Below are 21,339 nucleotides of genomic sequence, written 5' to 3' on the forward strand. Positions count from 1 at the left end.
ATGACTGGAGCCACCATGCAACACAACGTCATCCTGGTCCTGCTCGACGGCCTCAACCACCAGGTCGCGCACCATGCCATGGGCCACCTGCACGCCTACGTCGAGGCCGACCGCGCCGCGCTGTACCGGCTTGAATGCGAACTGCCGTCACTGTCGCGACCGCTGTACGAATGCATCCTCACCGGCGTGCCGCCGATCGACAGCGGCATCGTGCACAACAACGTCAACCGCCTGTCCAACCAGCGCAGCGTGTTCCACTACGCCCGCGAGGCTGGCCTGGGCACTGCCGCCGCGGCCTATCACTGGATGAGCGAGCTGTACAACCGCTCGCCCTTCGACCCGCTGCGCGACCGCCATACCCACGCGCCGAAGCTGCCGATCCAGCACGGCCTGTTCTACTACGCCGACCATTACCCCGATTCGCACCTGCTGGCCGACGCCGAGTACCTGCGCCGCCGCCACGCCCCGAACTTCCTGCTGGTGCACCCGATGAACATCGACGACGCCGGCCACCGCCACGGCCTGGACAGCAGCCAATACCGCAATGCCGCGCGCAGCGCCGACATCCTCCTGGCCGACTACCTGCCACGCTGGCTCGAGGAGGGCTACCAGGTGCTGGTCACCGCCGACCACGGCATGAACAACGACCGCTCGCACAACGGCCTGCTGGCCGAGGAGCGCGAGGTGCCGCTGTTCGTGTTCGGCGAGGCGTTCAGCCTCGATCCCGCGGCCAAGCCGTTGCAGACCGAACTGTGCGGCACGATCTGCGAACTGCTTGGCGCCGCCCACGACAAACCGGTCTGCCGGGAGCTGCTCAAGTGAATGCAAGCCATCGCGGCCGCTACCTGGCCCTGCTCTGCCTGCTGCCGTTCGCCGTGTTCTTCATCATCTTCCAGGTCGCGCCGCTGGCCTGGGTCGCCCTCAACAGCCTGCAGAGCGAGAGCGGCTGGGGCCTGGCCAATTTCAGCAAGATCTTCGCCTCGAAGTTCTACCTGCAGGCGCTGCAACGCAGCCTGGAGATCAGCTTCTGGTCGAGCCTGTTCGGCATCGTCATCGCCACCCTGGGCGCCTATTCGCTGCGCCGGGTCGACTCGAAGCTGCGCGACTTCGTCAGCGCCTTCGCCAACATGACCAGCAACTTCGCCGGCGTGCCCCTGGCGTTCGCCTTCATCATCCTGCTCGGCTTTAACGGTGCACTGACGCTGCTGCTCAAGCAGATGGGCCTGCTCGGCGACTTCAGCATCTACTCCAAGACCGGCCTGATCCTGGTGTACACCTACTTCCAGATCCCCCTGGGCGTGTTGCTGCTCTACCCGGCCTTCGACGCCCTGCGCGAGGACTGGCGCGAATCCGCCGCACTGCTCGGCGCCAGCCACTGGCAGTTCTGGCGGCATATCGGCCTGCCGGTGCTGACCCCGGCGCTGCTCGGCACCTTCGTCATCCTGCTGGCCAACGCCCTGGGCGCCTACGCCACCGTCTACGCCCTGACCACCGGCAACTTCAACGTGCTGCCGATCCGCATCGCCGGGCTGGTGGCCGGCGACATCAGCCTCGACCCGAACCTGGCCAGCGCCCTGGCGATGGTGCTGGTGGGCCTGATGACGGTGGTCACGGTGGTCCATCAATGGCTGCTCAAGAGGAGCTACCATGCGCGCTGAGAACAACGCCGGCGGACTCTACCACCGCGTGGTGGTGTATCTGCTGTTCCTCATCCTGCTACTGCCGCTGGCCGGCACCCTGCTCTACTCGCTGGCCACCAGCTGGTCGGCGACCCTGCTGCCCAGCGGGCTGACCTTCAAGTGGTACCTGGCGCTGTGGAGCGAGCCGCGCTTTCTCGCCGCCTTCGGCCAGTCATTGCTGGTGTGCGTGGGTGCGCTGGTGCTTTCGGTGGTGCTGATCCTGCCGCTCCTGTTCGTGGTGCACTACCACTTCCCGAAACTCGACGCGCTGATGAACGTGCTGATCCTGCTGCCCTTCGCGGTGCCGCCGGTGGTGTCGGCGGTGGGCCTGCTGCAGCTGTATGGCAGCGGGCCGCTGGCCATGGTCGGCACGCCGTGGATCCTGATCGGCTGCTACTTCACCATCGCCCTGCCGTTCATGTACCGGGCGATCACCAACAACCTGCAAGCCATCAACCTGCGCGACCTGATGGACGCCGCCCAGTTGCTTGGCGCCAGCCCTCTGAAGGCGGCGCTGCTGGTGGTGCTGCCGAACCTGCGCAAGGGCCTGATGGTGGCGCTGCTGCTGTCGTTCTCGTTCCTGTTCGGCGAGTTCGTGTTCGCCAACCTGCTGGTGGGCACCCGCTACGAGACCCTGCAGGTGTACCTGAACAACATGCGCAACAGCAGCGGCCACTTCAACAGCGCGCTGGTCATCTCCTACTTCGCCTTCGTGCTGGTGCTGACCTGGGTTGCCAACCGCCTGAACAAGGACAAGACCTGACATGAGCTTCGTCAGCGTACAGAAACTGCAAAAGAGCTACGCCGGCAGCCCGGTGTTCGAGAACATCGACTGCCAGATCGAGCGCGGCGAGTTCGTCACCCTGCTCGGCCCTTCGGGCTGCGGCAAGTCCACGCTGCTGCGCTGCATCGCCGGCCTGACCCCGGTGGACAGCGGGCGAATCCTCCTCGACAGCCAGGACATCGTGCCAGTGAGCCCGCAGAAGCGCGGCATCGGCATGGTGTTCCAGAGCTACGCGCTGTTCCCCAACATGACCGTGGAACAGAACGTCGCCTTCGGCCTGCGCATGCAGAAGGTCAAGGCCGACGAAAGCCAGGCGCGGGTGCGCGAAGTACTCGATCTGGTCGAACTCGGCAGCTTCGCCGGGCGCTACCCGCACCAGCTGTCCGGTGGCCAGTGCCAGCGTGTGGCCCTGGCCCGCTCGCTGGTCACCCGCCCGCGCCTGCTGCTGCTCGACGAACCGCTGTCGGCGCTGGATGCGCGCATCCGCAAGCACCTGCGCGAACAGATTCGCGCCATCCAGCGCGAGCTGGGGCTGACCACCATCTTCGTCACCCACGATCAGGAAGAGGCGCTGACCATGTCGGACCGCATCGTCCTGATGAACCAGGGCCGCATCGTCCAGAGCGGCGATGCCGAGACCCTCTACACCGCGCCCGTGGACCTGTTCGCCGCAGGCTTCATCGGCAATTACAATCTGCTCGACGCCGACAGCGCCAGCCGCCTGCTGCAACGCCCGGTCAACGGTCGCCTGGCGATCCGCCCGGAGTCCATCACCCTGGGCCTGAACGGCGAACTGGACGGCGAGATCCGCAGCCACTGCCTGCTGGGCAACGTCATCCGCTACCGGGTACGGGTGCGCGACGTCGAGCTGGTGGTGGACGTGCTCAACCGCTGCGCGGCCGACCTGCACGCGGACGGGCAGCGGGTATCCTTGTCGATCGACCCCACGGCGCTACGGGAAGTGGCCTAAGGAGATACAACGCATGGCACTGGCAATCTTCGATCTTGACGAAACCCTGATCCACGGCGACTGCGCGTCGCTGTGGAGCGAGCAGATGGCCCGGCTGGGTTGGGTCGACGGCAAGGCTTTCCTCAAGCGCGATCATGAGCTGATGGAAGCCTACGGCAAGGGCCACCTGGCGATGGAGGACTATATGGCCTTCAGCCTGGAGCCCATCGCCGGGCGCACCCTGGAAGAGGTGGAGCACCTGGTCGAGCCCTGGGTGGAGGATGTGATCGAGCCGATCATTTTCGGTGACGCCTGCCGCTGCATCGCCGAGCACCGCAAGCGCGGTGACCGGATCCTGATCATCTCGGCCAGCGGCACCCACCTGGTCGGGCCGATCGCGGCAAGGCTGGGGGTGGACGAATACCTGGCCATCGAGCTGGAGGCGGTCAACGGTGTCTATACCGGCAAGACCCACGGCGTGCTCACCTACCGCGAGGGCAAGATCACCCGCCTGCTGGAGTGGCTGGACCAGGAACAGGAGAACCTGGAGGGGGCGAGTTTCTACTCCGATTCGCGCAACGACCTGCCGCTGCTGCTGAAGGTCGATCACCCGCACGTGGTGAATCCGGACTCGGTGCTGCGCGAGCATGCGCAGACCAATGGCTGGCCGATTCTGAGCTGGTCTTGAGCGGCCTGGTCCGGTCAGACCTTGACAGAGACTGTGCGGGCCCTTTCGCGGGTAAACCCGCTCCCACAGGTATCGCGCAGTTTCAAGGCTGTGGTGATCTTGTGGGAGAACCTGGAGGGGGCGAGTTTCTACTCGGATTCGCGCAACGACCGGCCATTGCTGCTGAAGGTGGATCACCCGCACGTGGTGAACCCGGACGCGGTGCTGCGCGAGCATGCGCAGACCAATGGCTGGCCGATTCTGAGCTGGTCTTAAGCGGCCTGGTCCGGTCAGACATTAATAGGGACTGTGCCGGCCCTTTCGCGGGTAAACCCGCTCCCACAGGTAACGCGCAGTTTCAAGGCTGTGATGATCCTGTGGGAGCGGGTTTACCCGCGAAGAGGCCGGCACAGGCACCATTGATCCGCCACGCTTGCCTCTCCTGCCACAAATGTGCAGTATAGTGCGCACTGTGAGGACGGCCTCACGACGCTGTGCGTGAACATACCGGGGACGGCCCCATCATTGAATCGATGGAGACTCACCATGTCCTGGATCATCCTGTTCTTCGCCGGCCTGTTCGAAGTCGGCTGGGCTGTCGGCCTCAAGTACACCGACGGCTTCACCCGCCCCATGCCCACCATCCTCACCGTCGGCGCCATGGTCATCAGCCTTGGCCTGCTGGGCCTGGCCATGAAGGAGCTGCCGCTGGGCACCGCCTATGCCATCTGGACCGGCGTCGGCGCGGTCGGCACGGTGATCGCCGGGATCATCCTGTTCGGCGAATCCATGGCGCTGATCCGCCTGGCCAGTGTCGCCCTGATCATCACCGGCCTGGTCGGCCTGAAGGTCAGCGCCAGCTGACCTCCCTGCGTTTCCCTTAGCGAACGTCGCCGCGCAGCAGGCTCACCTGCTCGCGCAGCGCCTCGGGCTGCGCCGCCTCCACCGGGATGGCGGCGCCGGCCACCAGGGTCACCCGCGACCACAGGCGCTTGAAGAAGCCCTTGTTCGGGTCACGACTGAAGAAACTGCCCCACAGCCCCTGCAACGCCAGCGGAATCACCGGCACCGGCGTCTCCTGCAGGATGCGGTTCACCCCGCCCTTGAACACATCGATCTCACCGTCCGAACTCAGCTTGCCTTCGGGGAAGATGCACACCAGCTCGCCGTCGGCCAGGTACTGGGCGATACGGGCGAAGGCACGCTCGTAGGTGGCCTCGTCCTCGCCGCGCCCGGCGATGGGAATGGCGCCGGCGGTACGGAACACGAAGTTGAGCACCGGCAGGTTGTAGATCTTGTAGTACATGACGAAACGGATCGGCCGGCGGATCGCCCCACCGATCAGCAGCGCATCGACGAACGACACATGGTTGCACACCAGCAGCGCCGCGCCTTCATCGGGAATACGCTGCAGCTCGCGGTGCTCAACCCGGTACATCGAGTGGCTGAGCAGCCAGATCAGGAAGCGCATGGTGAATTCCGGCACGATGCGGAAGATGTAGGCGTTGACGGCGATATTGAGCAGCGACACCACCAGGAACAGCTGCGGGATGCTCAGCTTGGCCAGGCTCAACAGGGCGATGGTGATGATCGCCGAGACCACCATGAACAGCGCGTTGAGGATGTTGTTGGCGGCGATCACCCGGGCCCGCTGGTCTTCCGGGGTGCGCGCCTGGATCAGCGCGTACAGTGGCACGATGTAGAAACCGCCGAAGATGCCCAGGCCGACGATCGACAGCATGATCCACCAGGCCTGGCTCATGCCCAGCAACGCCAGCCAGTCATGGGGCACGACGCCGACCGGCACATCGCCCGAATGCCACCACCAGAGCAGGCCGAACAAAGTCAGGCCGAACGAGCCGAACGGCACCAGGCCGATCTCCACCTTGCTCCCGCTCAGGCGCTCGCACAGCAGCGAACCCACCGCGATGCCCACCGAGAACAGGGTCAGCACCAGGGTGACCACGGTCTCGTCGCCGTGCAGCCAGTCCTTGGCATAGGCCGGAATCTGCGTGAGGTAGATGGCGCCGACGAACCAGAACCACGAGTTGCCGACGATCGAGCGCGACACCGCCGGGGTCTGGCCAAGGCCAAGGCGCAGGGTCAGCCAGGACTGCTTGAAGATGTTCCAGTCCAGTTTCATTTGCGGCGCGGCGGCGGCGGCGCGGGGGATCCAGCGGCTGGCCAGGTAGCCCAGCACCGCAGTGCCCACCACCCCGGCGGCGGCCAGCACCGCGTACTGGCTGGAGGACATCAGCATCCCGGCGCCGATGGTGCCGGCCAGGATCGCCAGGAAGGTACCCATCTCCACCAGGCCGTTGCCGCCTACAAGCTCCTCCTCACGCAGGGCCTGGGGCAGGATCGAGTACTTCACCGGGCCGAACAGCGCCGAGTGGGTACCCATGGCGAACAGCGCCACCAGCATCAGTTCCAGGTGATGGGTGACGAAACCGGTCGCGCCGATGGCCATGATGACGATCTCGGCCAGCTTGATCGCACGGATCAGCCGGTCCTTGGCGAACTTCTCGCCGAACTGCCCGGCCAGCGCCGAGAACAGGAAGAACGGCAGGATGAACAGCAAGGCGCAGAGGTTGACCCAGATCGAGCGGTCGCCTTCCAGGCTCAGCTTGTAGAGGATCGCCAGGATCAGCGACTGCTTGAACAGGTTGTCGTTGAAGGCGCCCAGCGACTGGGTAATGAAGAACGGCAGGAAGCGCCGCTTGCCGAGCAGGGTGAATTGCGAGGGGTGACTCATCGTCCTTGTACCTGGTTGGGCTTTGTCATTGGAGGCACGTACAGCGTGATAAGCCACAAATCTGCACGGGAATGCCTGGTCATGGCAACCTTGCCGGCACGCTGGAAAGACAGCCAGGGTGATGGCAGACTGCCAGGCACCGAAAACAGCCGCCCATCCAGGGCACATGAACGAGACCAGGCGCACCGAATGCCTCTCTGCAGGACGCCCCCCCAGGAAATGGACATCGAAATACCATGAATGAAGACAAGCGGTTGGCGGCGATGATCGACACCGCCACCGAAGCCACGAAATCGGCGAAAAACACCGCCGATCTCCTGACTATCGTGGGCAAATTCGTTGACTACAAGGGCAAGCTGCGGTTCGAGTACAAAGCCGACTGGCAAGCGATCCAAGCCTTCACGGTCCTGGCGATCGTCGCCCTGGCGGCCAACTACCTGGGGCCCTGGGCAATCCTGACCTGGTTGGCCGAGGCCTGGGGTTTCACACCGTCGACCTGCGCCTGGATCATCGCGGGGCCAAGCATCCTTTTCGTCACCGGCACGCTTTCCTACATCGCTCGCGGCCGCCACCTGCTGCCCGAACTGTCCAGGGCACTGGCGCTGCGCTCGAGCAGGTTCGCCAACGGCCTAGGGGAAATCGGCACGTCCCCCGAACAGTTGCTGGTCCGGTTGCAGCAATCCTTCCGTGATTACGCGCGAGGCAATCACCGTCGCCAGATACAACTCGCGTTGAAAGGCACGTTCAAAGGCCCTCTGCACACCCTCACTTACCACTATGTCGACCTGGAATACGTCGACAGGCATACACAGACCTATACCGAGACAAACAGCAAGGGTGAAACCGTGACACGGTCCCGAAACGTCTACGACCAGTATCGGCGCTACAGCCTGGTGGTGGATTTCCCGTGGGTGCAAGGTATCGCCGTGCGCAGCGACAAACAGACCAAGATCGATCTCGACCACACCTACGAAACCACCTCAAGCGCCTTCAACAGCACACTCACTCTCAGCGGCACGAGTGCGATGGCCTGCGCCCGGTTCGCCAAGCCCGTCACGGTACTGCACCTGCTGAGCATGACCGCGCGCCTGCGCAACCCCAATCTGGAATTCGCCGCCGACGGCGCCGGGCTCTGCCTCAGCTTCGACGATGACAACCTCATCGACTTCGAGATGCCGGGTGACTTGAACAACCCAGGGGCCTTTTACAAGGCCATCGAAGCTGGCATCGACTTGCCCGCGCTGACTACCTTGCTGGAAGCGATCCACGTGCTCGCCGAGCAGCATGACGACAATTTCGAATCACCCACCCCAACCGCCATTCAGAGGGAAAACTGACAATGGATCTACCCGTCATCATCGGCATTAGCGTCGCCGTTCTGGGCCTGCTGGCCGTGATCAGCTATTACAACGCGATCATCGGCGGCCACAACCGTGCGCAACGGGCCTGGGCCGACGTGCTGACCTACGAGCGGCAGAAGAGCAAGGTACTCGACGGCTTGCAGCCGCATGTCAGCCACTATCAGGACTACGAACACAACCTGATGAGCGAGATCACGCGCCTGCGCAGCGCCATTGCCGAGCTGCCGAGCGCGGCCAACGGCACTTCGTTGGTCGCCGCCGAGAGCGCCACTCGCTCGCTGCTCAATGGCCTGCGCGTTGCCGTCGAAGCTTATCCTGACCTCAAGGCGTCCGAGGTGCTCGGCAACTTCATGCGGGAAATCACCGAACAACAGGAAAACGTCGGTGCGGCGATCGTCATCTTCAACGGCGAGGTGGAGCGCTTCAACAACAGCATCCAGATGTTACCGGGCTCGATGGTCAATGACATGCTGAACCGCAAGGCACCGATCGCCCCGTTCACCGACGCAGAGGCCTCAGGCAGCTTCAACTACACGCCCAATCTCTGAATCCCCGCCGTTACTGCCGGGCGATGCAAGGCGAGACGAACAGCTCGCCACGCCACGCCCCACGCAGGGTACGGCTGGCCACCAGCAGCCAGAGCAGCGCCAGCGCTACCACCAGTGCCTGGCCAAACACACTGAAGAAACCCAGCTCAAGCCAGGCCGCCAGCTTCAGGGTGGCCAGGCAATACACACCCAGCGGGAACGTGAACCCCCACCAGCCGAGGTTGAACGGCATGCCCTGGCGCATGTAGCGCAGGGTGATCAGCACCGCCGTAAGCAACCACCACAGCCCCGCGCCCCAGAGCACGATGCCGGCCACCAGCCCCAGCCCACGGGCCACCTCGCCGAGGCCACCCAGGCCATTGGCGGCGAACACCACCGGAGCATCGCCGCCGAGCACCAGCATGCCCAGCGCGCCGGTACCGATCGGGCCCAGCGCCAGCCAGCTGGAGGCGGCCATGTTCGCTGGCGGCAGTTTATGCAGGGCCATGCGCAGCATGAGGATGGTGAGGATGCTGAACGCCACCGGCAACGACACCGCCCACATCACATAGCTGGTGATCACCACCAGAAACTGCCGGTGCGCATCCACCAGGTGCGGCGCCAGCAACCCGCCACTGGCGGCGGCGACTTCCGCCGCCACCACCGGCAGCAGCCACACCGCGGTCATCTGGTCGATGCTGTGCTCCTGGCGGGTGAACATCAGGTAGGGAATGGCCACGCCGCACAGCAGCGCCAGGCCCACGTCCAGCCACCAGAGCATTTCCACCCACGGCACCACCGACTCGCCCCAGCGCGCCAAGCCGAACACCAGGGCGCCGTTGAGGATGGTGGCCAGGCCCATGGGGATGGTGCCAAAGAACATCGACACGGTGGAGTGGGCGAAGATCCGCCGCGCCTCATCGAAGAACATCACCCAGCGGGCGCCATACAAGACGCAGAACAGGGTGAACAGGCCAATGGTCAGCCACCACAGGCCCTCGGCAAGGGTGTCCAGCAGTGGCACCTGCACCTGGTGCAACGCCAGGGCCAGTACGCCGGTGCCCATGGTCGCGGCGAACCAGTTGGGGGTGAACTGGCGAATCACTTCACGGGGATGGGCCAGATGGCTCAACGGGCGCCACGAGGGGGCGCGGGTCTGGGTGCATGGCATGGGATGTCTCCTGGCCTTGTGTAAGGTGGATTTATCTTATGCCCTCGAAGAATATCTATATAACGGGTAATTTCTCTATCTGTTATCTGTTTTGCAGATATAGCTAAAGGCATAGGCTCTGGAATATGCTTGGCGCGGTTTTCCTGATGACAATAATGACAAGGACCTGTCGATGCTCACCGCCCTCAAGCGCTACCCCAACCCGGTACGCCTGCTCCTGCTCACCACCTTCACCCTGACCATGGCCCGGGCGATCACCCTGCCCTACCTGGTGGTCTACCTGGCCGACAATTTCCAGCTCTCGGTCGGCCGTATCGGCCTGGTGATCGGCGGCGCGCTGATCGTCGCCTCGCTGCTGAGCCTGTACGGTGGGCACCTGGTCGACACCGTGCGCAACCATACCCTGGTGATCGCCAGCCTGCTGGTGTTCGCCCTGGCCTTCGTCGGCGCCATCGCCAGTCGCTCGGCCGCCCTGTTCTTCCTCTGCCTGGTGGTGATCAACCTGGCCCTGGCGCTGGTCGACATCGCCGCCAAGGCCGCCTTCTGTGCCCTGTTGCCGGTGGAGCAGCGCGCCGAGGTGTTCGCCATCAAGTACACCCTGAGCAACATCGCCTATGCCGTGGGGCCGATGCTCGGCGTGGCCCTGATCGAGGTGGACGGCCACCTGCCCTTTGTGGTCTCGGCGCTGATCGGCCTCGCCATGTGCCTGGCTTACCAGCGCCTGGGCGTTCGCGACCTGCAGCCTCAGGACCGGCCGCAGCCCGGCGCCGGCTTCGGCCAGGTGGCGCTGGGCCTGCTGCGCGACCGGCGGCTGGTATGCTTCACCTTGGGCGGCGTGCTCAGCGCGGTGGTGTTCGGCCAGTTCACCGCCTACCTGTCGCAGTACCTGGTGGTGACCCGCAACCCCGCCGAGGCGGCGCGGCTGGTCGGCTACCTGGTGACCACCAACGCGGTGACGGTAATCGCCTTGCAGTACCTGATCGGCAAGCGCATCGACCGGCGCCGGCTGATGCCCTGGCTGATGGCCGGCATGGGCCTGTTCGTCGCCGGGCTGCTGGGTTTTTCCCTGGCCGGCACGGCGCTGGCCTGGTGCCTGGCGATGCTGGTGTTCACCCTGGGCGAGATCATCGTGATTCCGGCCGAGTACATGTTCATCGACCTCATCGCCCCGGAGCACCTGCGCGGCATCTATTACGGCGCACAGAACCTGGGCAACCTGGGCGCGGCACTGGGGCCGGTGCTGGTGGGCGTCGCGCTCGGGCACCTGGTGCCGGTGGCGGTGTTCTATCTGCTGATCGGGTCGGTGATACTGGCCGGTGTGTTCTACTGGCTGGGGACGCGCCGAGCTGAGTGATGCCATCGCGGGGCAAGTCGCATCGGCGCACCGCCGCTCCCACGCCCAAGGGCAGCTCGACATTCGTGGGAGCGGCGGTGCGCCGATGCGACTTGCCCCGCGATGGTCCCTGCGACGTCCTGCCACTGCGACCATGGTCGGCGCTGACGAACCGCGCCCTGCGTGCCAGACTGATTGATCGTGACCGCGTTTCATTTTTTGCTCCGGAGTTTGCATGTCGTTGTCCAGCGGGCTGATCGCCGTGGTCGCCCTGGCCTACATGGCCATCATGTTCGCCATCGCCTTCTATGGCGACCGCCGCAGCACGCCGTTGCCGCCGCGCCTGCGCGCCTGGGTTTACAGCCTGTCGCTGGCGGTGTACTGCACCAGCTGGACCTTCTTCGGCGCGGTCGGCCAGGCCGCCGAACAATTGTGGGCGTTCCTGCCCATCTACCTGGGTCCGGTGCTGCTGCTGATCTTCGCGCCCTGGGTGCTGCAGAAGATGGTGCTGATCAGCAAGCAGCAGAACATCACCTCGATCGCCGACTTCATCGCCGCCCGCTACGGCAAGTCGCAGACCCTGGCGGTGGTGGTGGCGCTGATCTGCCTGGTCGGCGTGCTGCCTTACATCGCCCTGCAGCTCAAGGGCATCGTGCTGGGGGTGAACCTGTTGATCGGCGCCAACGCCGATGCCACCGGCAGCCGGGTGCAGGACACCGCGCTGGTGGTGTCGCTGGTGCTGGCGCTGTTCGCCATCGTCTTCGGCACCCGCAGCCTGGACGTCACCGAGCACCACCGCGGCATGGTCCTGGCGATCGCCTTCGAGTCGCTGGTCAAGCTGCTGGCCTTCCTCGCCGTGGGCGCCTTCGTGGTGTTCAACCTGTATGACGGCTTCGACGACCTGTTCACCCAGGCCCGGCAGTCGGTGCACCTGAACGATTATTGGGAAGAAACCATCAACTGGCCGTCGATGGTGGTGCAGACCGCCGTGGCGATGATGGCGATCATCTGCCTGCCGCGGCAGTTCCACGTCACCGTGGTGGAGAACATCGAGCCCCAGGACATGCGCCTGGCGCGCTGGGTGTTCCCGCTGTACCTGGCCCTGGCCGCGCTGTTCGTGGTGCCCATCGCTCTGGCCGGGCAGATGCTGCTGCCGGGCACGGTGATCTCCGACTCGTTCGTGATCAGCCTGCCACTGGCCGAGGCCCACCCGAGCCTGGCCCTGCTGGCGTTCATCGGCGGCGCCTCGGCGGCCACAGGCATGGTCATCGTCGAGGCCGTGGCGCTGTCGACCATGGTCTCCAACGACATGCTGCTGCCCTGGCTGCTGCGACGCAACAACGCCGAGCGGCCTTTCGAGGTGTTCCGCCACTGGATGCTCTCGGTGCGCCGGGTGACCATCGTGGTCATCCTGCTGCTGGCCTACGTCAGCTACCGCCTGCTCGGCTCCACCGCGAGCCTGGCGACCATCGGCCAGATCGCCTTCGCCGCGGTGACCCAGCTGACCCCGGCGATGCTCGGCGCGCTGTACTGGAAACAGGCCAACCGCCGCGGCGTGTTCGCCGGCCTGGCCGCCGGCATCTTCCTGTGGTTCTACACCCTGGTGCTGCCGATCGCCGCCCACAGCCTGGGCTGGTCGCTGCAGTTGTTCCCGGGGCTGGCCTGGTTGCACGGCAACCCGCTCAACCTGCCGATCACCCCGCTCACCCAGGGCGTGGTGCTGTCGCTGGCGGGCAACTTCACCCTGTTCGCCTGGGTCTCGATCCTCTCCCGTACACGGGTTTCCGAGCACTGGCAGGCCGGGCGCTTCATTGGCCAGCAGACCAGCGCCCGACCTTCCAGCAAACCCCTGCTGGCGGTGCAGATCGACGACCTGCTCAAGCTTGCCGCGCGCTTCGTCGGCGAGGAGCGCGCCCGGCAAAGCTTCATCCGCTTCGCCTACCGCCAGGGCAAGGGTTTCAACCCCAACCAGAACGCCGACGGCGACTGGATCGAGCACACCGAGCGGCTGCTGGCCGGCGTGCTCGGCACCTCCTCGACCCGCGCCGTGGTCAAGGCTGCCATCGAAGGCCGCGACATGCAGCTCGAGGACGTGGTGCGCATCGCCGACGAAGCCAGCGAGGTGCTGCAGTTCAACCGCGCGCTGCTGCAGGGCGCCATCGAGAACATCAACCAGGGCATCAGCGTGGTCGACCAGAACCTGCGCCTGGTGGCCTGGAACCGGCGTTACCTGGAGCTGTTCAACTACCCCGACGGGCTGATCAGCGTCGGCCGGCCGATTGCCGACATCATCCGCTACAACGCCGAGCGCGGCCTGTGCGGCCCGGGCGAGGCCCAGGTGCATGTGGCGCGGCGCCTGCACTGGATGCGCCAGGGCCGGGCCCACTCCTCCGAACGGCTGTTCCCCAATGGCCGGGTGATCGAGCTGATCGGCAACCCGATGCCCGGCGGCGGCTTCGTCATGAGCTTCACCGACATCACCCCGTTCCGCGAGGCCGAGCAAGCCCTGCGCGATTCCAACGAAGGCCTGGAACAACGCGTCGCCGAACGTACCCACGAACTGTCGCAGCTCAACCAGGCGCTGACCGAGGCCAAGAGCCGCGCCGAGGCGGTCAGCCAGTCCAAGACCCGCTTCCTCGCCGCCGTCAGCCACGACCTGATGCAACCGCTCAACGCCGCCCGGCTGTTCTCCGCCGCCTTGTCGCAACAGGCCGAGGCCATGAACGACGAGGCCCGGCAGCTGGTGCAGCACATGGACAGCTCGCTGCGCTCGGCCGAGGAGCTGATCAGCGACCTGCTCGACATCTCGCGCCTGGAGAACGGCAAGGTCACCCCCGACATCAAACCCTTCGCCCTCAACGAGCTGTTCGATACCCTCGGCGCCGAGTTCAAGGTGCTGGCCGCCGAAAAAGGCCTGGAGTTCCGCCTGCGCGGCAGCCGCCTGCGGGTGGACAGCGACATCAAGCTGCTGCGCCGGGTGCTGCAGAACTTCCTCACCAACGCCCTGCGCTACGGCAAGAGCCCGCTGCTGGGCGCACGGCGCCAGGGCGAACGCCTGTGGCTGGAGGTGTGGGACCGCGGCCCGGGCATCGCCGACGACAAGCTGCAGGTGATCTTTCAGGAGTTCAAGCGCCTGGACAGCCACCAGACCCGCGCCGAGAAAGGCCTGGGCCTGGGCCTGGCGATCGCCGACGGCCTGTGCCGGGTGCTCGGGCATTCGCTGGAGGTGCGCTCCTGGCCGGGCAAGGGCAGCGTGTTCCGCGTCAGCGTGCCCATCGCCCACAGCCCCGCGCCCGCGACGCCCGCCCCCGTGGAGCAGGCCGGGCAGCCGCTGGCCGGGCTGCAGGTGCTGTGCGTGGACAACGAGGACAGCATCCTGATCGGCATGAACAGCCTGCTCAGCCGTTGGGGTTGCCAGGTGTGGACGGCGCGTAACCAGGCCGAATGCGAGGCCCTGCTCGGCAAGGGCCTGCGCCCGCACCTGGCGCTGGTGGACTACCACCTGGATGACGGCGAGACCGGCACCGGGCTGATGGGCTGGCTACGGACGCGCCTGGGCGAGCCGGTGCCCGGGGTGGTGATCAGCGCTGACGGACGCAACGAGACCATCGCCCTGGTGCATGCCGCGGGCCTGGACTACCTGGCCAAGCCGGTCAAGCCGGCGGCCCTGCGCGCCCTGCTCAATCGGCATCTGAGCCTGGTTCAGTAAGCGCTTCGTCGGCCAGGGCGCGCTCGATCAGCTCGGCGGGCAGGCTCTTGCTGGCCCGGGCACCGAGCAGCTTGAGCTGCTCGCTGCGGCTGACCAGGTTGCCGCGCCCCTCGCACAACTTATTGCGCGCCGCGGCGTAGGCCTTGTCCACCTGGGCCAGGCGCGCGCCGAGCTCGTCCAGGTCCTGGATGAACAGCACGAACTTGTCGTACAGCCAGCCGGCGCGCTCGGCGATCTCCCGGGCGTTCTGCCCCTGGCGTTCCTGCTTCCACAGGCTGTCGATCACCCGCAGGGTGGCGAGCAGGGTGGTCGGGCTGACGATCACGATCTGCCGGTCGAAGGCCTCCTGGAACAGGTTGGGCTCGGCCTGCAGCGCCGCCGAGAAGGCCGCCTCGATGGGCACGAACAGCAGCACGAAATCGAGGCTGTGCAAGCCCTCGAGGCGGTTGTAGTCCTTGCTCGACAAGCCCTTGACGTGGTTGCGCAACGACTGCACATGCTGCTTGAGCGCGGCTTCGTCGTTGTTGCCGACGAACTGCTGGTAGGCCGTCAGGCTGACCTTGGCGTCCACCACCACCTGCTTGTCGCCCGGCAGCATGATCAGTACATCGGGCTGGAAGCGCTCGCCGTCGGCGCTGCGCAGGCTGACCTGGGTCTGGTACTCGCGGCCCTTCTCCAGGCCCGCGTGCTCCAGCACCCGCTCCAGGATCAGCTCGCCCCAGTTGCCCTGGGTCTTCTGGCCCTTGAGCGCCTGGGTGAGGTTGGTGGCCTCGTCGGACAGGCGCAGGTTGAGCTGCTGCAGGCGCTCGAGCTCCTTGCCCAGGGAGAAGCGTTCGCGGGCCTCCTGCTGGTAGCTTTCCTCGACGCGCTTCTCGAACGCCTGGATACGCTCCTTGAGCGGATCGAGCAATTGCCCCAGGTGCTGCTGGCTGGTCTGGGCGAAGCGTTGTTCGCGCTCGTCGAAGATCTTGGTGGCCAGGTCGGCGAACTGCGCGCGCAGGGTGTCGCGGGCCTCCTGCAGGTCCTCGAGGCGTTGCTGGTGGCTCTCCTGCTGTTCACGCAGCTCGGCCTCCAGGCGTGCGGTTTGGGCCTCGAGGCGACGCAGCTCGGCCTCGCGGTTGGCGCGCTCGAGGTGCCAGGCATGGGCGGCGTCACGGGCGTTGTCGCGGTCGATCTGCAGCAGTTCCAGTTCACGGCCCTGGGCGGCCAGTTGGGTCTGCTTGACGGTGTTGGCCTCGCTGAGGTCGCTGACCTCGTCGCGGCTGGCCTCCAACTGCGCCTGCAGGCCGGCCTGGGTCAACTGGGCGGCATTCAGGCGCTCCTCGAGCAAAGCCTGCTCGGCCTTGCGCGCGCCCTGGCCGCGCTGCACCTGCATGACCCAGCCCAGGCAGGGCACGGCGCCCGCCACCAAGCCCAGCAGAATGCTGGTCAGATCCACTGTCATGCTTACCCCGATCGAACATTGACGAATGCTGCGCAGCTTATCAGCCTGGTGGCAGGGCTGCCTGGTCAGTGCCCCCTGTAGGAGCGGCCTTGTGCCGCGAAAGGGCCGTGCAACGGCCCCGGGGATTCGGTGTTGACGCAAAGATCGCCGGGGCCGCTGTGCGGCCCTTTCGCGGCACAAGGCCGCTCCTACAGGGGGACGCGAGGATCGATACCCCTAACCACCGAACCACTGGCGCAACAACCGCCGCGCCTCCTGCGAGCCCTGCCCCGCCGCCAGCTCCAACCAGTAGCGGGCCTGCTCCGGCTCCTGGGACTGGCACAACCGGCCATATTCCAACTGGGCCCGCCGATCACCGGCACGGGCCGCCTGGCGCAGCAATTCATGGCCGATGCGCCGGTCGCGGGCATTGCCGCAATCGCGGCAGAGCATCTGCCCCAGGCGACTCTGGGCCACCACCACGCCCTGGCGCGCCGGCTGCTTGAGCATGCGCCCGGCCAGGTGCTTGACGCTGGGCTTGTCGCCCAGGCGTGGGCTGTCGAGCAGCCACAGGGCCACTTTCAGGGAAAAGCGCTTGGGGGAAGGCAGCGATGGCGAGGCATCAGGACTGGCGAGGTGTTTACCGCGAAGCTTCATGACCAACAGCAAGGGTGACTCGAGAGGCGCGCCACTCTACTCCATTTTTCGTGGTCTGGCCCGGGCGACCTTCGGCTGATCGACATTTTTTTCCATGATTTTTTCTTGACGTTTTCCCAGGGAAAATGCCCATGCCACCTCAATCCACCGATTGTCGAACAATCGATGAAACAGCTGGCACGCCCGTCCTAGAGCAAGCGCCCGGGACAATCCACAGAACCTGTGGATAACTCGGTGGACAACCCCTTGAGGCAGCCCGCAAACCCCTGTGAAATGGGGCTTTCGCTCAAACTGTCGATTTTTTCACCAGCAAAAATTAGTGTTTTTTTTCATTGACTTAAGCCCCCAGTCAAGTCATTGGCGAGCCGTCCACAGGATGTTGCAGGAGGGTTACAACTGTTCAGCCGAGTGTGTACAAGTGCACCAACAAACGGCAGCACGGTGCACGAAAACGGTACAGCCGGGCGATTGCCGGGGCATTTCCCCCTCTTCACAGCAGGCGCGATTGACGACATAATGATCGGCTTCCCGCCAGAATGCCAAAAGCTTGCCAACCCCGAAATGTTCGTGTAGGGTTGCGCCCTGTTAGTACCCAGCTGAAGTCATTCTGGCCACTCAGTCCCCGCAGCCCACCGCTCGACAACGAGCAGGCACTGCCCCATCGGGACCGGCCCATTCGATGATTCACTCGGCAGACCTTGCCCAGCACGAATCACGTTTCAGATTGATCAGGATCTTCCCCGACGCCCAGAACCCTGGTGTCGGTGTGCTGCCTGCCTTCTGTCGTACCTACCAGTCAGCCCAGCGCCCACCTATTGCATGCGCCCCTCTGGCTGCCCTGTTCCAGTCAGGTTCTGCGTCTCCTTAATAAAGACGTCACTGGAACGTTTCTATTGTGCACGGATCAAACACCGTGTCTTACGCAGGAACATCCAACAATATGAGTAACCATCAACAGATCCAGGCTGCCTTTGGCACCCTTTCCCAGGCCTTCGCCCCACTGAAGTGCCTTATCGTTGCCCCACGCAAGGGCAGCTTCAGCTTCACCCTGGTCGACGAGCATGGCATCGCCTGCCACAGCGAGCGGCTCTACCCGGAACAATACAACCGGGCCGAACCGCTGCAGGCAGTGATCGAGCGCACCCGCCAGTCGCTGACCGCATGAACGAATGGCGGGTGATTCACGCCATGAATACGCCATGCAAAACCCAGCCTGAAGGCAATTGGCCTAATCGCCAGCGGGCATATGCCCCGTGCCTTCGGGCTGCAATCGATTTAAAAACAGCCCTTTACACCACAGTTATCACACTACACTTCAACTCGAGCGGCTCCTGCCGCTTCCGGCGGGCCTGACCACTCACCAGCTGCCAAGCTCCAGCGCCCGTCGGCCCTTTCCAGCAGAGGGCATCCAGCAGAGGGCATCATGGGCATCGCTGCGAACGAGTTGAGTCGATATGTGATCCGGCCGACCCTGGTCTACCTGGGTCGTCACTGCGACAGCGCAGAAGCTTTGTTACTGGGCGTTGCCGCAAGCCAGTCTGCGCTGGGGGCCGCCCTGCATGACCGACGCGGCCATGGGCTCTACAGGATCGGTGGGAATCGTCACCGCTGCCTGTGGGACGAATACCTGGCCCGCGACCCCGAACTGGCCAGCCTGGTACGTGGCCTGGCCAGCCAGCACGCCTTCCTGGGCGGCCCGCACCTCGAGCTGACCGTCAACCTGCGCTACGCCACTGCCATCGCCTGGATGCTCATCGAAGAGCAGGCCATGCCGTTGCCGGCGGCCGACGATCTGCTGGGCCTGGCGCGGATCTGGCGGCAGACCTTCCAGCCCCAGGGGCGCCTGCGGGATTTCACTCAGGCCTGGCAACACTGTATCGAGCCAATGCTCACCCCAGCCTCCTGAGCCAACACGTCCTACAACCGGAATAAACGGAATTTTGGTCGGATTGTCCTACAAAACCGCTCTATCTCCTGTGTTTCAGCCTATGGCGCAGCGCGGCATTTGTTGGTAGCTTTTCGCCCCGGAGATCCCAAGGAGTTTTCTAATAATGAAAAAAGTTATGCTCAAAACCTCTCTCGGCATTGCCGTTGCCCTCGCTTCCAGCCAATTGCTCGCCAGCGGCTTTGCCCTGAACGAACAGAGCGTCAGCGGCATGGGGACAGGTTTCGCGGGTCGTTCTTCTTCTGCCGAAGATGCCAGCACCGTGTATGGCAACCCGGCGGGCATGGCCCGCCTGAAGCGCGACCAGATGACCGTCGGTGGTGCCGCAGTCATCGCCAAGTCCGATATTTCCGGACGCGGCAGTAACAAAGGGGGGGAAATGGACGGTGACATGGTGCCCGTGGTCGGCGTGCCGATGGGTTACTACGTCAAGTCCATCGATGACCACTGGAGCGTCGGTTTCGGCGTCTACGTGCCGTTCGGCCTGGTCACCGACTACGGTAGCGACGATGCCGCGCGCTACTGGGGCAAGAAGAGCCATGTCGAGGTCGTGACCTTCCAGCCGACCGTGAGCTATGCGTTCAACGACAAGGTCTCGATCGGCTTCGGCCCGACCATCAACCGCATCAAGGGCGAGCTGGGTTCGAACCTGGCCAGTATCTCGCCGCTGCGTCCGGCTGATGGCGAGGTGAAGATCAAGGGCGACGACACCGCCGTCGGCTACAACATCGGTGTCCTGGTGCAGGCCACCGACCGCACCCGCGTCGGCCTGACCTACCACTCGATGGTCGACTACAAGCTCGAAGGCAAGACCAAGGTCAGCTACCCGCTGCTCGGCCTGGACGGCAACAAGTTCGATGCCACCCTGAAGATCAAGACCCCCGAGTCGGTGGACTTCTCGGTCACCCACGAACTGGACGACCAGTGGACCCTGTACGCAGGCAGCACCTGGACCCGCTGGAGCCGCCTGGAAAACATCACGGTCAACAACGAAGTGCCGGCAGGCCCTGCCGGGCAGTTCAAGACCATCAACGAGGAACAGAACTGGCACGACACCTGGGCTCACGCCATCGGCGCCTCCTACAAGGTGAACAAGGAGTGGGTCCTGCGCACCGGTTTCTCGGTTGACCAGTCGCCGACCAACAACACCAACCGCTCCCCGCGCATCCCTACTGGTGATCGCAAGATTTTCAGCATCGGTGCCGGCTGGAGCTCGACCGACGACATGACCATCGACGTGGCCTACTCCTACCTGTGGGAAGAAGACACCAAGGTCAACAACCAGCCGCACAGCGCGACGGAAGCTGGCCTCAAGGGCAGCTACCAGGCCAAGTACGAAAACAGCGCCCACGGCGTTGGTGCTTCGCTGACCTACCGCTTCTGAGTGGCACCCGCTGCATGAAAAAACCGCCCTCGGGGCGGTTTTTTCATGCCTGCACCCGCCACTGCTCGCCCAGGTACTGCCGTCCATGCTTGCGATAATGGCCCTGCTGATGTGTTTCGTGATCACTACGGCCCGTGGTGATGCGCTGCGGCGCTGTCAGTACATTCCCTGTGAAATCGGCCAAGCACATTGATCAAACAGGATTGCCAAGCTGCCGGGGTATTTCACCCTCACGAAGCGGCTGCATCTCGACTGAAGGAACATCAGGCCCTTCTTTGTTCTCCACTTTTTGCCTACCAAACCCGGGGTAATAATCCTTGTTCACCTTGAATGCCGCAATATCCATCACCAGTGCGGCGCCATTAACCAACGCTACACCCCGGTCATACATGCCTTGTTGAGCCGTTTCTCTTTTATTGAATTCACTTCTAGGTTTGGCAGACTGGGGCGTCAACTCGAACAAACCTACCGCTGAGAAGCCTGTGGCCACGCCTCGCGATACAGTTGCTGCGGACTGCAAAAGGACTTGCTTGAACGTTGGAACAGGTCGTCCATCCGCACCATCTACACGCCATGTTCTGTACATCTGGCCGAGCGCCGCAGCGTCCACGCCCAACCAGGGAGTCATCATTCCACCTACGGTCTGCGAGAGTTTGCCGTGGAAGAGACTATTGTTGTATCGCCCATTACGATCCTCACGATTGATCGGATCCCCACTGCAATATGCATACGCATTGATGCCGCCATCTCCAAACGGACTCAGCCGATCAGGAGAGTGGAAACGTTTCAACTCAGGATCGTAGGTCCGGTGCCCATTCCCCGGAGAATAGTTACCCGTCAGCACCTCACAGGGCATCCCGCAGTAGGCCAATCGGGGGCCGGCAATCTGCGGCAACGCACCATAGGGTGTATAGCGCCTGCCCACCTGGCCATCACCAAGCACCGATTGCTGCCAGTCACACATTGCAAGATAGGTAGTCGGCATGTCAGACCCA

General features: G+C 64.3%; 18 protein-coding genes and 1 pseudogene. 14 read left to right on the top strand and 5 right to left on the bottom strand.

Features of this window, described 5'->3' with window-relative positions; translation table 11 throughout:
* The first annotated feature begins 15 nt into the window (after positions 1–15).
* The 7 genes and pseudogenes from ACZ899_RS12415 to sugE all read left to right on the top strand — a co-directional run bounded on the left by ACZ899_RS12415 (position 16) and on the right by sugE (position 4,943).
* On the top strand, positions 16–822 hold the full coding sequence (locus ACZ899_RS12415) for an alkaline phosphatase family protein (protein ID WP_186712771.1): 807 nt from the start codon (positions 16–18) through the stop codon (positions 820–822).
* A complete protein-coding gene (locus tag ACZ899_RS12420; protein ID WP_011532723.1) occupies positions 819–1,658 on the top strand; it encodes an ABC transporter permease in 840 nt (279 codons plus the stop codon). Before ACZ899_RS12415 ends, ACZ899_RS12420 begins: the two co-directional genes overlap by 4 nt.
* Entirely contained in the window at positions 1,648–2,442 is a 795-nt protein-coding gene (locus ACZ899_RS12425) for an ABC transporter permease (protein WP_203647660.1), read from the top strand. The genes ACZ899_RS12420 and ACZ899_RS12425 overlap by 11 nt, the downstream gene beginning before the upstream one ends.
* 1 nt (position 2,443) lies before the next feature.
* Positions 2,444–3,433 (top strand): ABC transporter ATP-binding protein, encoded by a 990-nt coding sequence (locus ACZ899_RS12430; RefSeq protein ID WP_234560824.1) that lies wholly within the window; start codon positions 2,444–2,446, stop codon positions 3,431–3,433.
* Positions 3,434–3,446: 13 nt separating this feature from the next.
* On the top strand, positions 3,447–4,100 hold the full coding sequence (locus tag ACZ899_RS12435; protein WP_232856726.1) for an HAD family hydrolase: 654 nt from the start codon (positions 3,447–3,449) through the stop codon (positions 4,098–4,100).
* A gap of 105 nt (positions 4,101–4,205) precedes the next feature.
* Positions 4,206–4,355 (top strand): annotated as a pseudogene (locus tag ACZ899_RS12440) (HAD family hydrolase); the annotation flags it as partial.
* A gap of 270 nt (positions 4,356–4,625) precedes the next feature.
* Positions 4,626–4,943 (top strand): quaternary ammonium compound efflux SMR transporter SugE, encoded by a 318-nt coding sequence (gene sugE / locus ACZ899_RS12445; protein WP_050704569.1) that lies wholly within the window; start codon positions 4,626–4,628, stop codon positions 4,941–4,943.
* A gap of 16 nt (positions 4,944–4,959) precedes the next feature.
* On the opposite strand, the gene ACZ899_RS12450 is transcribed toward sugE, so the two are convergent.
* Positions 4,960–6,834 (bottom strand): MFS transporter, encoded by a 1,875-nt coding sequence (locus ACZ899_RS12450; RefSeq protein ID WP_234560825.1) that lies wholly within the window; start codon positions 6,832–6,834, stop codon positions 4,960–4,962.
* Between the two features lie 236 nt (positions 6,835–7,070).
* Here ACZ899_RS12450 and ACZ899_RS12455 point away from each other — a divergent pair, with 236 nt between their 5' ends.
* Positions 7,071–8,171 (top strand): hypothetical protein, encoded by a 1,101-nt coding sequence (locus ACZ899_RS12455; protein WP_234560826.1) that lies wholly within the window; start codon positions 7,071–7,073, stop codon positions 8,169–8,171.
* 2 nt (positions 8,172–8,173) lie between these two features.
* On the top strand, positions 8,174–8,743 hold the full coding sequence (locus tag ACZ899_RS12460) for a LemA family protein (protein ID WP_203647666.1): 570 nt from the start codon (positions 8,174–8,176) through the stop codon (positions 8,741–8,743).
* A 10-nt stretch (positions 8,744–8,753) separates the two neighbouring features.
* Here ACZ899_RS12460 and ACZ899_RS12465 read toward each other — a convergent pair whose 3' ends face one another.
* A complete protein-coding gene (locus ACZ899_RS12465) occupies positions 8,754–9,893 on the bottom strand; it encodes a TDT family transporter (protein WP_234560827.1) in 1,140 nt (379 codons plus the stop codon).
* Between the two features lie 172 nt (positions 9,894–10,065).
* On the opposite strand from ACZ899_RS12465, the gene ACZ899_RS12470 reads away from it, so the two are divergent.
* Together ACZ899_RS12470 and ACZ899_RS12475 are read left to right on the top strand one after the other, a co-directional pair.
* Complete coding sequence (locus ACZ899_RS12470; RefSeq protein WP_203647668.1) at positions 10,066–11,247, top strand: MFS transporter; 1,182 nt, start codon at positions 10,066–10,068, stop codon at positions 11,245–11,247.
* A 214-nt stretch (positions 11,248–11,461) separates the two neighbouring features.
* Positions 11,462–14,935 (top strand): hybrid sensor histidine kinase/response regulator, encoded by a 3,474-nt coding sequence (locus ACZ899_RS12475; protein WP_234560828.1) that lies wholly within the window; start codon positions 11,462–11,464, stop codon positions 14,933–14,935.
* On the opposite strand, the gene ACZ899_RS12480 is transcribed toward ACZ899_RS12475, so the two are convergent.
* Positions 14,907–16,265: a DNA recombination protein RmuC gene (locus ACZ899_RS12480; protein WP_232856738.1), complete on the bottom strand. Its 1,359-nt coding sequence runs from the start codon at positions 16,263–16,265 to the stop codon at positions 14,907–14,909. The genes ACZ899_RS12475 and ACZ899_RS12480 overlap by 29 nt on opposite strands.
* A gap of 330 nt (positions 16,266–16,595) precedes the next feature.
* A complete protein-coding gene (locus ACZ899_RS12485; protein ID WP_203647670.1) occupies positions 16,596–17,015 on the bottom strand; it encodes a tetratricopeptide repeat protein in 420 nt (139 codons plus the stop codon).
* A gap of 940 nt (positions 17,016–17,955) precedes the next feature.
* Here ACZ899_RS12485 and ACZ899_RS12490 point away from each other — a divergent pair.
* From ACZ899_RS12490 to ACZ899_RS12500, 3 genes are all read left to right on the top strand, one after another.
* Positions 17,956–18,180, top strand: a complete 225-nt coding sequence (locus ACZ899_RS12490; RefSeq protein ID WP_050704563.1) for a hypothetical protein — start codon at positions 17,956–17,958, stop codon at positions 18,178–18,180.
* Between the two features lie 258 nt (positions 18,181–18,438).
* On the top strand, positions 18,439–18,921 hold the full coding sequence (locus ACZ899_RS12495; protein ID WP_232856723.1) for a hypothetical protein: 483 nt from the start codon (positions 18,439–18,441) through the stop codon (positions 18,919–18,921).
* Between the two features lie 145 nt (positions 18,922–19,066).
* Positions 19,067–20,344, top strand: a complete 1,278-nt coding sequence (locus tag ACZ899_RS12500; protein WP_234560829.1) for an OmpP1/FadL family transporter — start codon at positions 19,067–19,069, stop codon at positions 20,342–20,344.
* A 193-nt stretch (positions 20,345–20,537) separates the two neighbouring features.
* Here the strand turns inward: ACZ899_RS12500 and ACZ899_RS12505 are convergent, their stop codons facing one another.
* Positions 20,538–21,329 (bottom strand): RHS repeat-associated core domain-containing protein, encoded by a 792-nt coding sequence (locus ACZ899_RS12505; protein ID WP_234560830.1) that lies wholly within the window; start codon positions 21,327–21,329, stop codon positions 20,538–20,540.
* Positions 21,330–21,339 lie beyond the last annotated feature (10 nt).

This window comes from Pseudomonas sp. TE31087 (assembly GCF_057284075.1).

Bases quoted from the DNA above. Each gene is read 5' to 3' on its own strand.
- ACZ899_RS12500 (WP_234560829.1), top strand. From the start codon at position 19,067: ATGAAAAAAGTTATGCTCAAAACCTCTCTCGGCATTGCCGTTGCCCTC.
- ACZ899_RS12495 (WP_232856723.1), top strand. From the start codon at position 18,439: ATGGGCATCGCTGCGAACGAGTTGAGTCGATATGTGATCCGGCCGACC.
- sugE (WP_050704569.1), top strand. From the start codon at position 4,626: ATGTCCTGGATCATCCTGTTCTTCGCCGGCCTGTTCGAAGTCGGCTGG.
- ACZ899_RS12415 (WP_186712771.1), top strand. From the start codon at position 16: ATGCAACACAACGTCATCCTGGTCCTGCTCGACGGCCTCAACCACCAG.
- ACZ899_RS12460 (WP_203647666.1), top strand. From the start codon at position 8,174: ATGGATCTACCCGTCATCATCGGCATTAGCGTCGCCGTTCTGGGCCTG.
- ACZ899_RS12455 (WP_234560826.1), top strand. From the start codon at position 7,071: ATGAATGAAGACAAGCGGTTGGCGGCGATGATCGACACCGCCACCGAA.
- ACZ899_RS12430 (WP_234560824.1), top strand. From the start codon at position 2,444: ATGAGCTTCGTCAGCGTACAGAAACTGCAAAAGAGCTACGCCGGCAGC.
- ACZ899_RS12485 (WP_203647670.1), bottom strand. From the start codon at position 17,015: ATGAAGCTTCGCGGTAAACACCTCGCCAGTCCTGATGCCTCGCCATCG.
- ACZ899_RS12425 (WP_203647660.1), top strand. From the start codon at position 1,648: ATGCGCGCTGAGAACAACGCCGGCGGACTCTACCACCGCGTGGTGGTG.
- ACZ899_RS12475 (WP_234560828.1), top strand. From the start codon at position 11,462: ATGTCGTTGTCCAGCGGGCTGATCGCCGTGGTCGCCCTGGCCTACATG.
- ACZ899_RS12435 (WP_232856726.1), top strand. From the start codon at position 3,447: ATGGCACTGGCAATCTTCGATCTTGACGAAACCCTGATCCACGGCGAC.
- ACZ899_RS12505 (WP_234560830.1), bottom strand. From the start codon at position 21,329: ATGCCGACTACCTATCTTGCAATGTGTGACTGGCAGCAATCGGTGCTT.
- ACZ899_RS12490 (WP_050704563.1), top strand. From the start codon at position 17,956: ATGAGTAACCATCAACAGATCCAGGCTGCCTTTGGCACCCTTTCCCAG.
- ACZ899_RS12465 (WP_234560827.1), bottom strand. From the start codon at position 9,893: ATGCCATGCACCCAGACCCGCGCCCCCTCGTGGCGCCCGTTGAGCCAT.
- ACZ899_RS12450 (WP_234560825.1), bottom strand. From the start codon at position 6,834: ATGAGTCACCCCTCGCAATTCACCCTGCTCGGCAAGCGGCGCTTCCTG.
- ACZ899_RS12470 (WP_203647668.1), top strand. From the start codon at position 10,066: ATGCTCACCGCCCTCAAGCGCTACCCCAACCCGGTACGCCTGCTCCTG.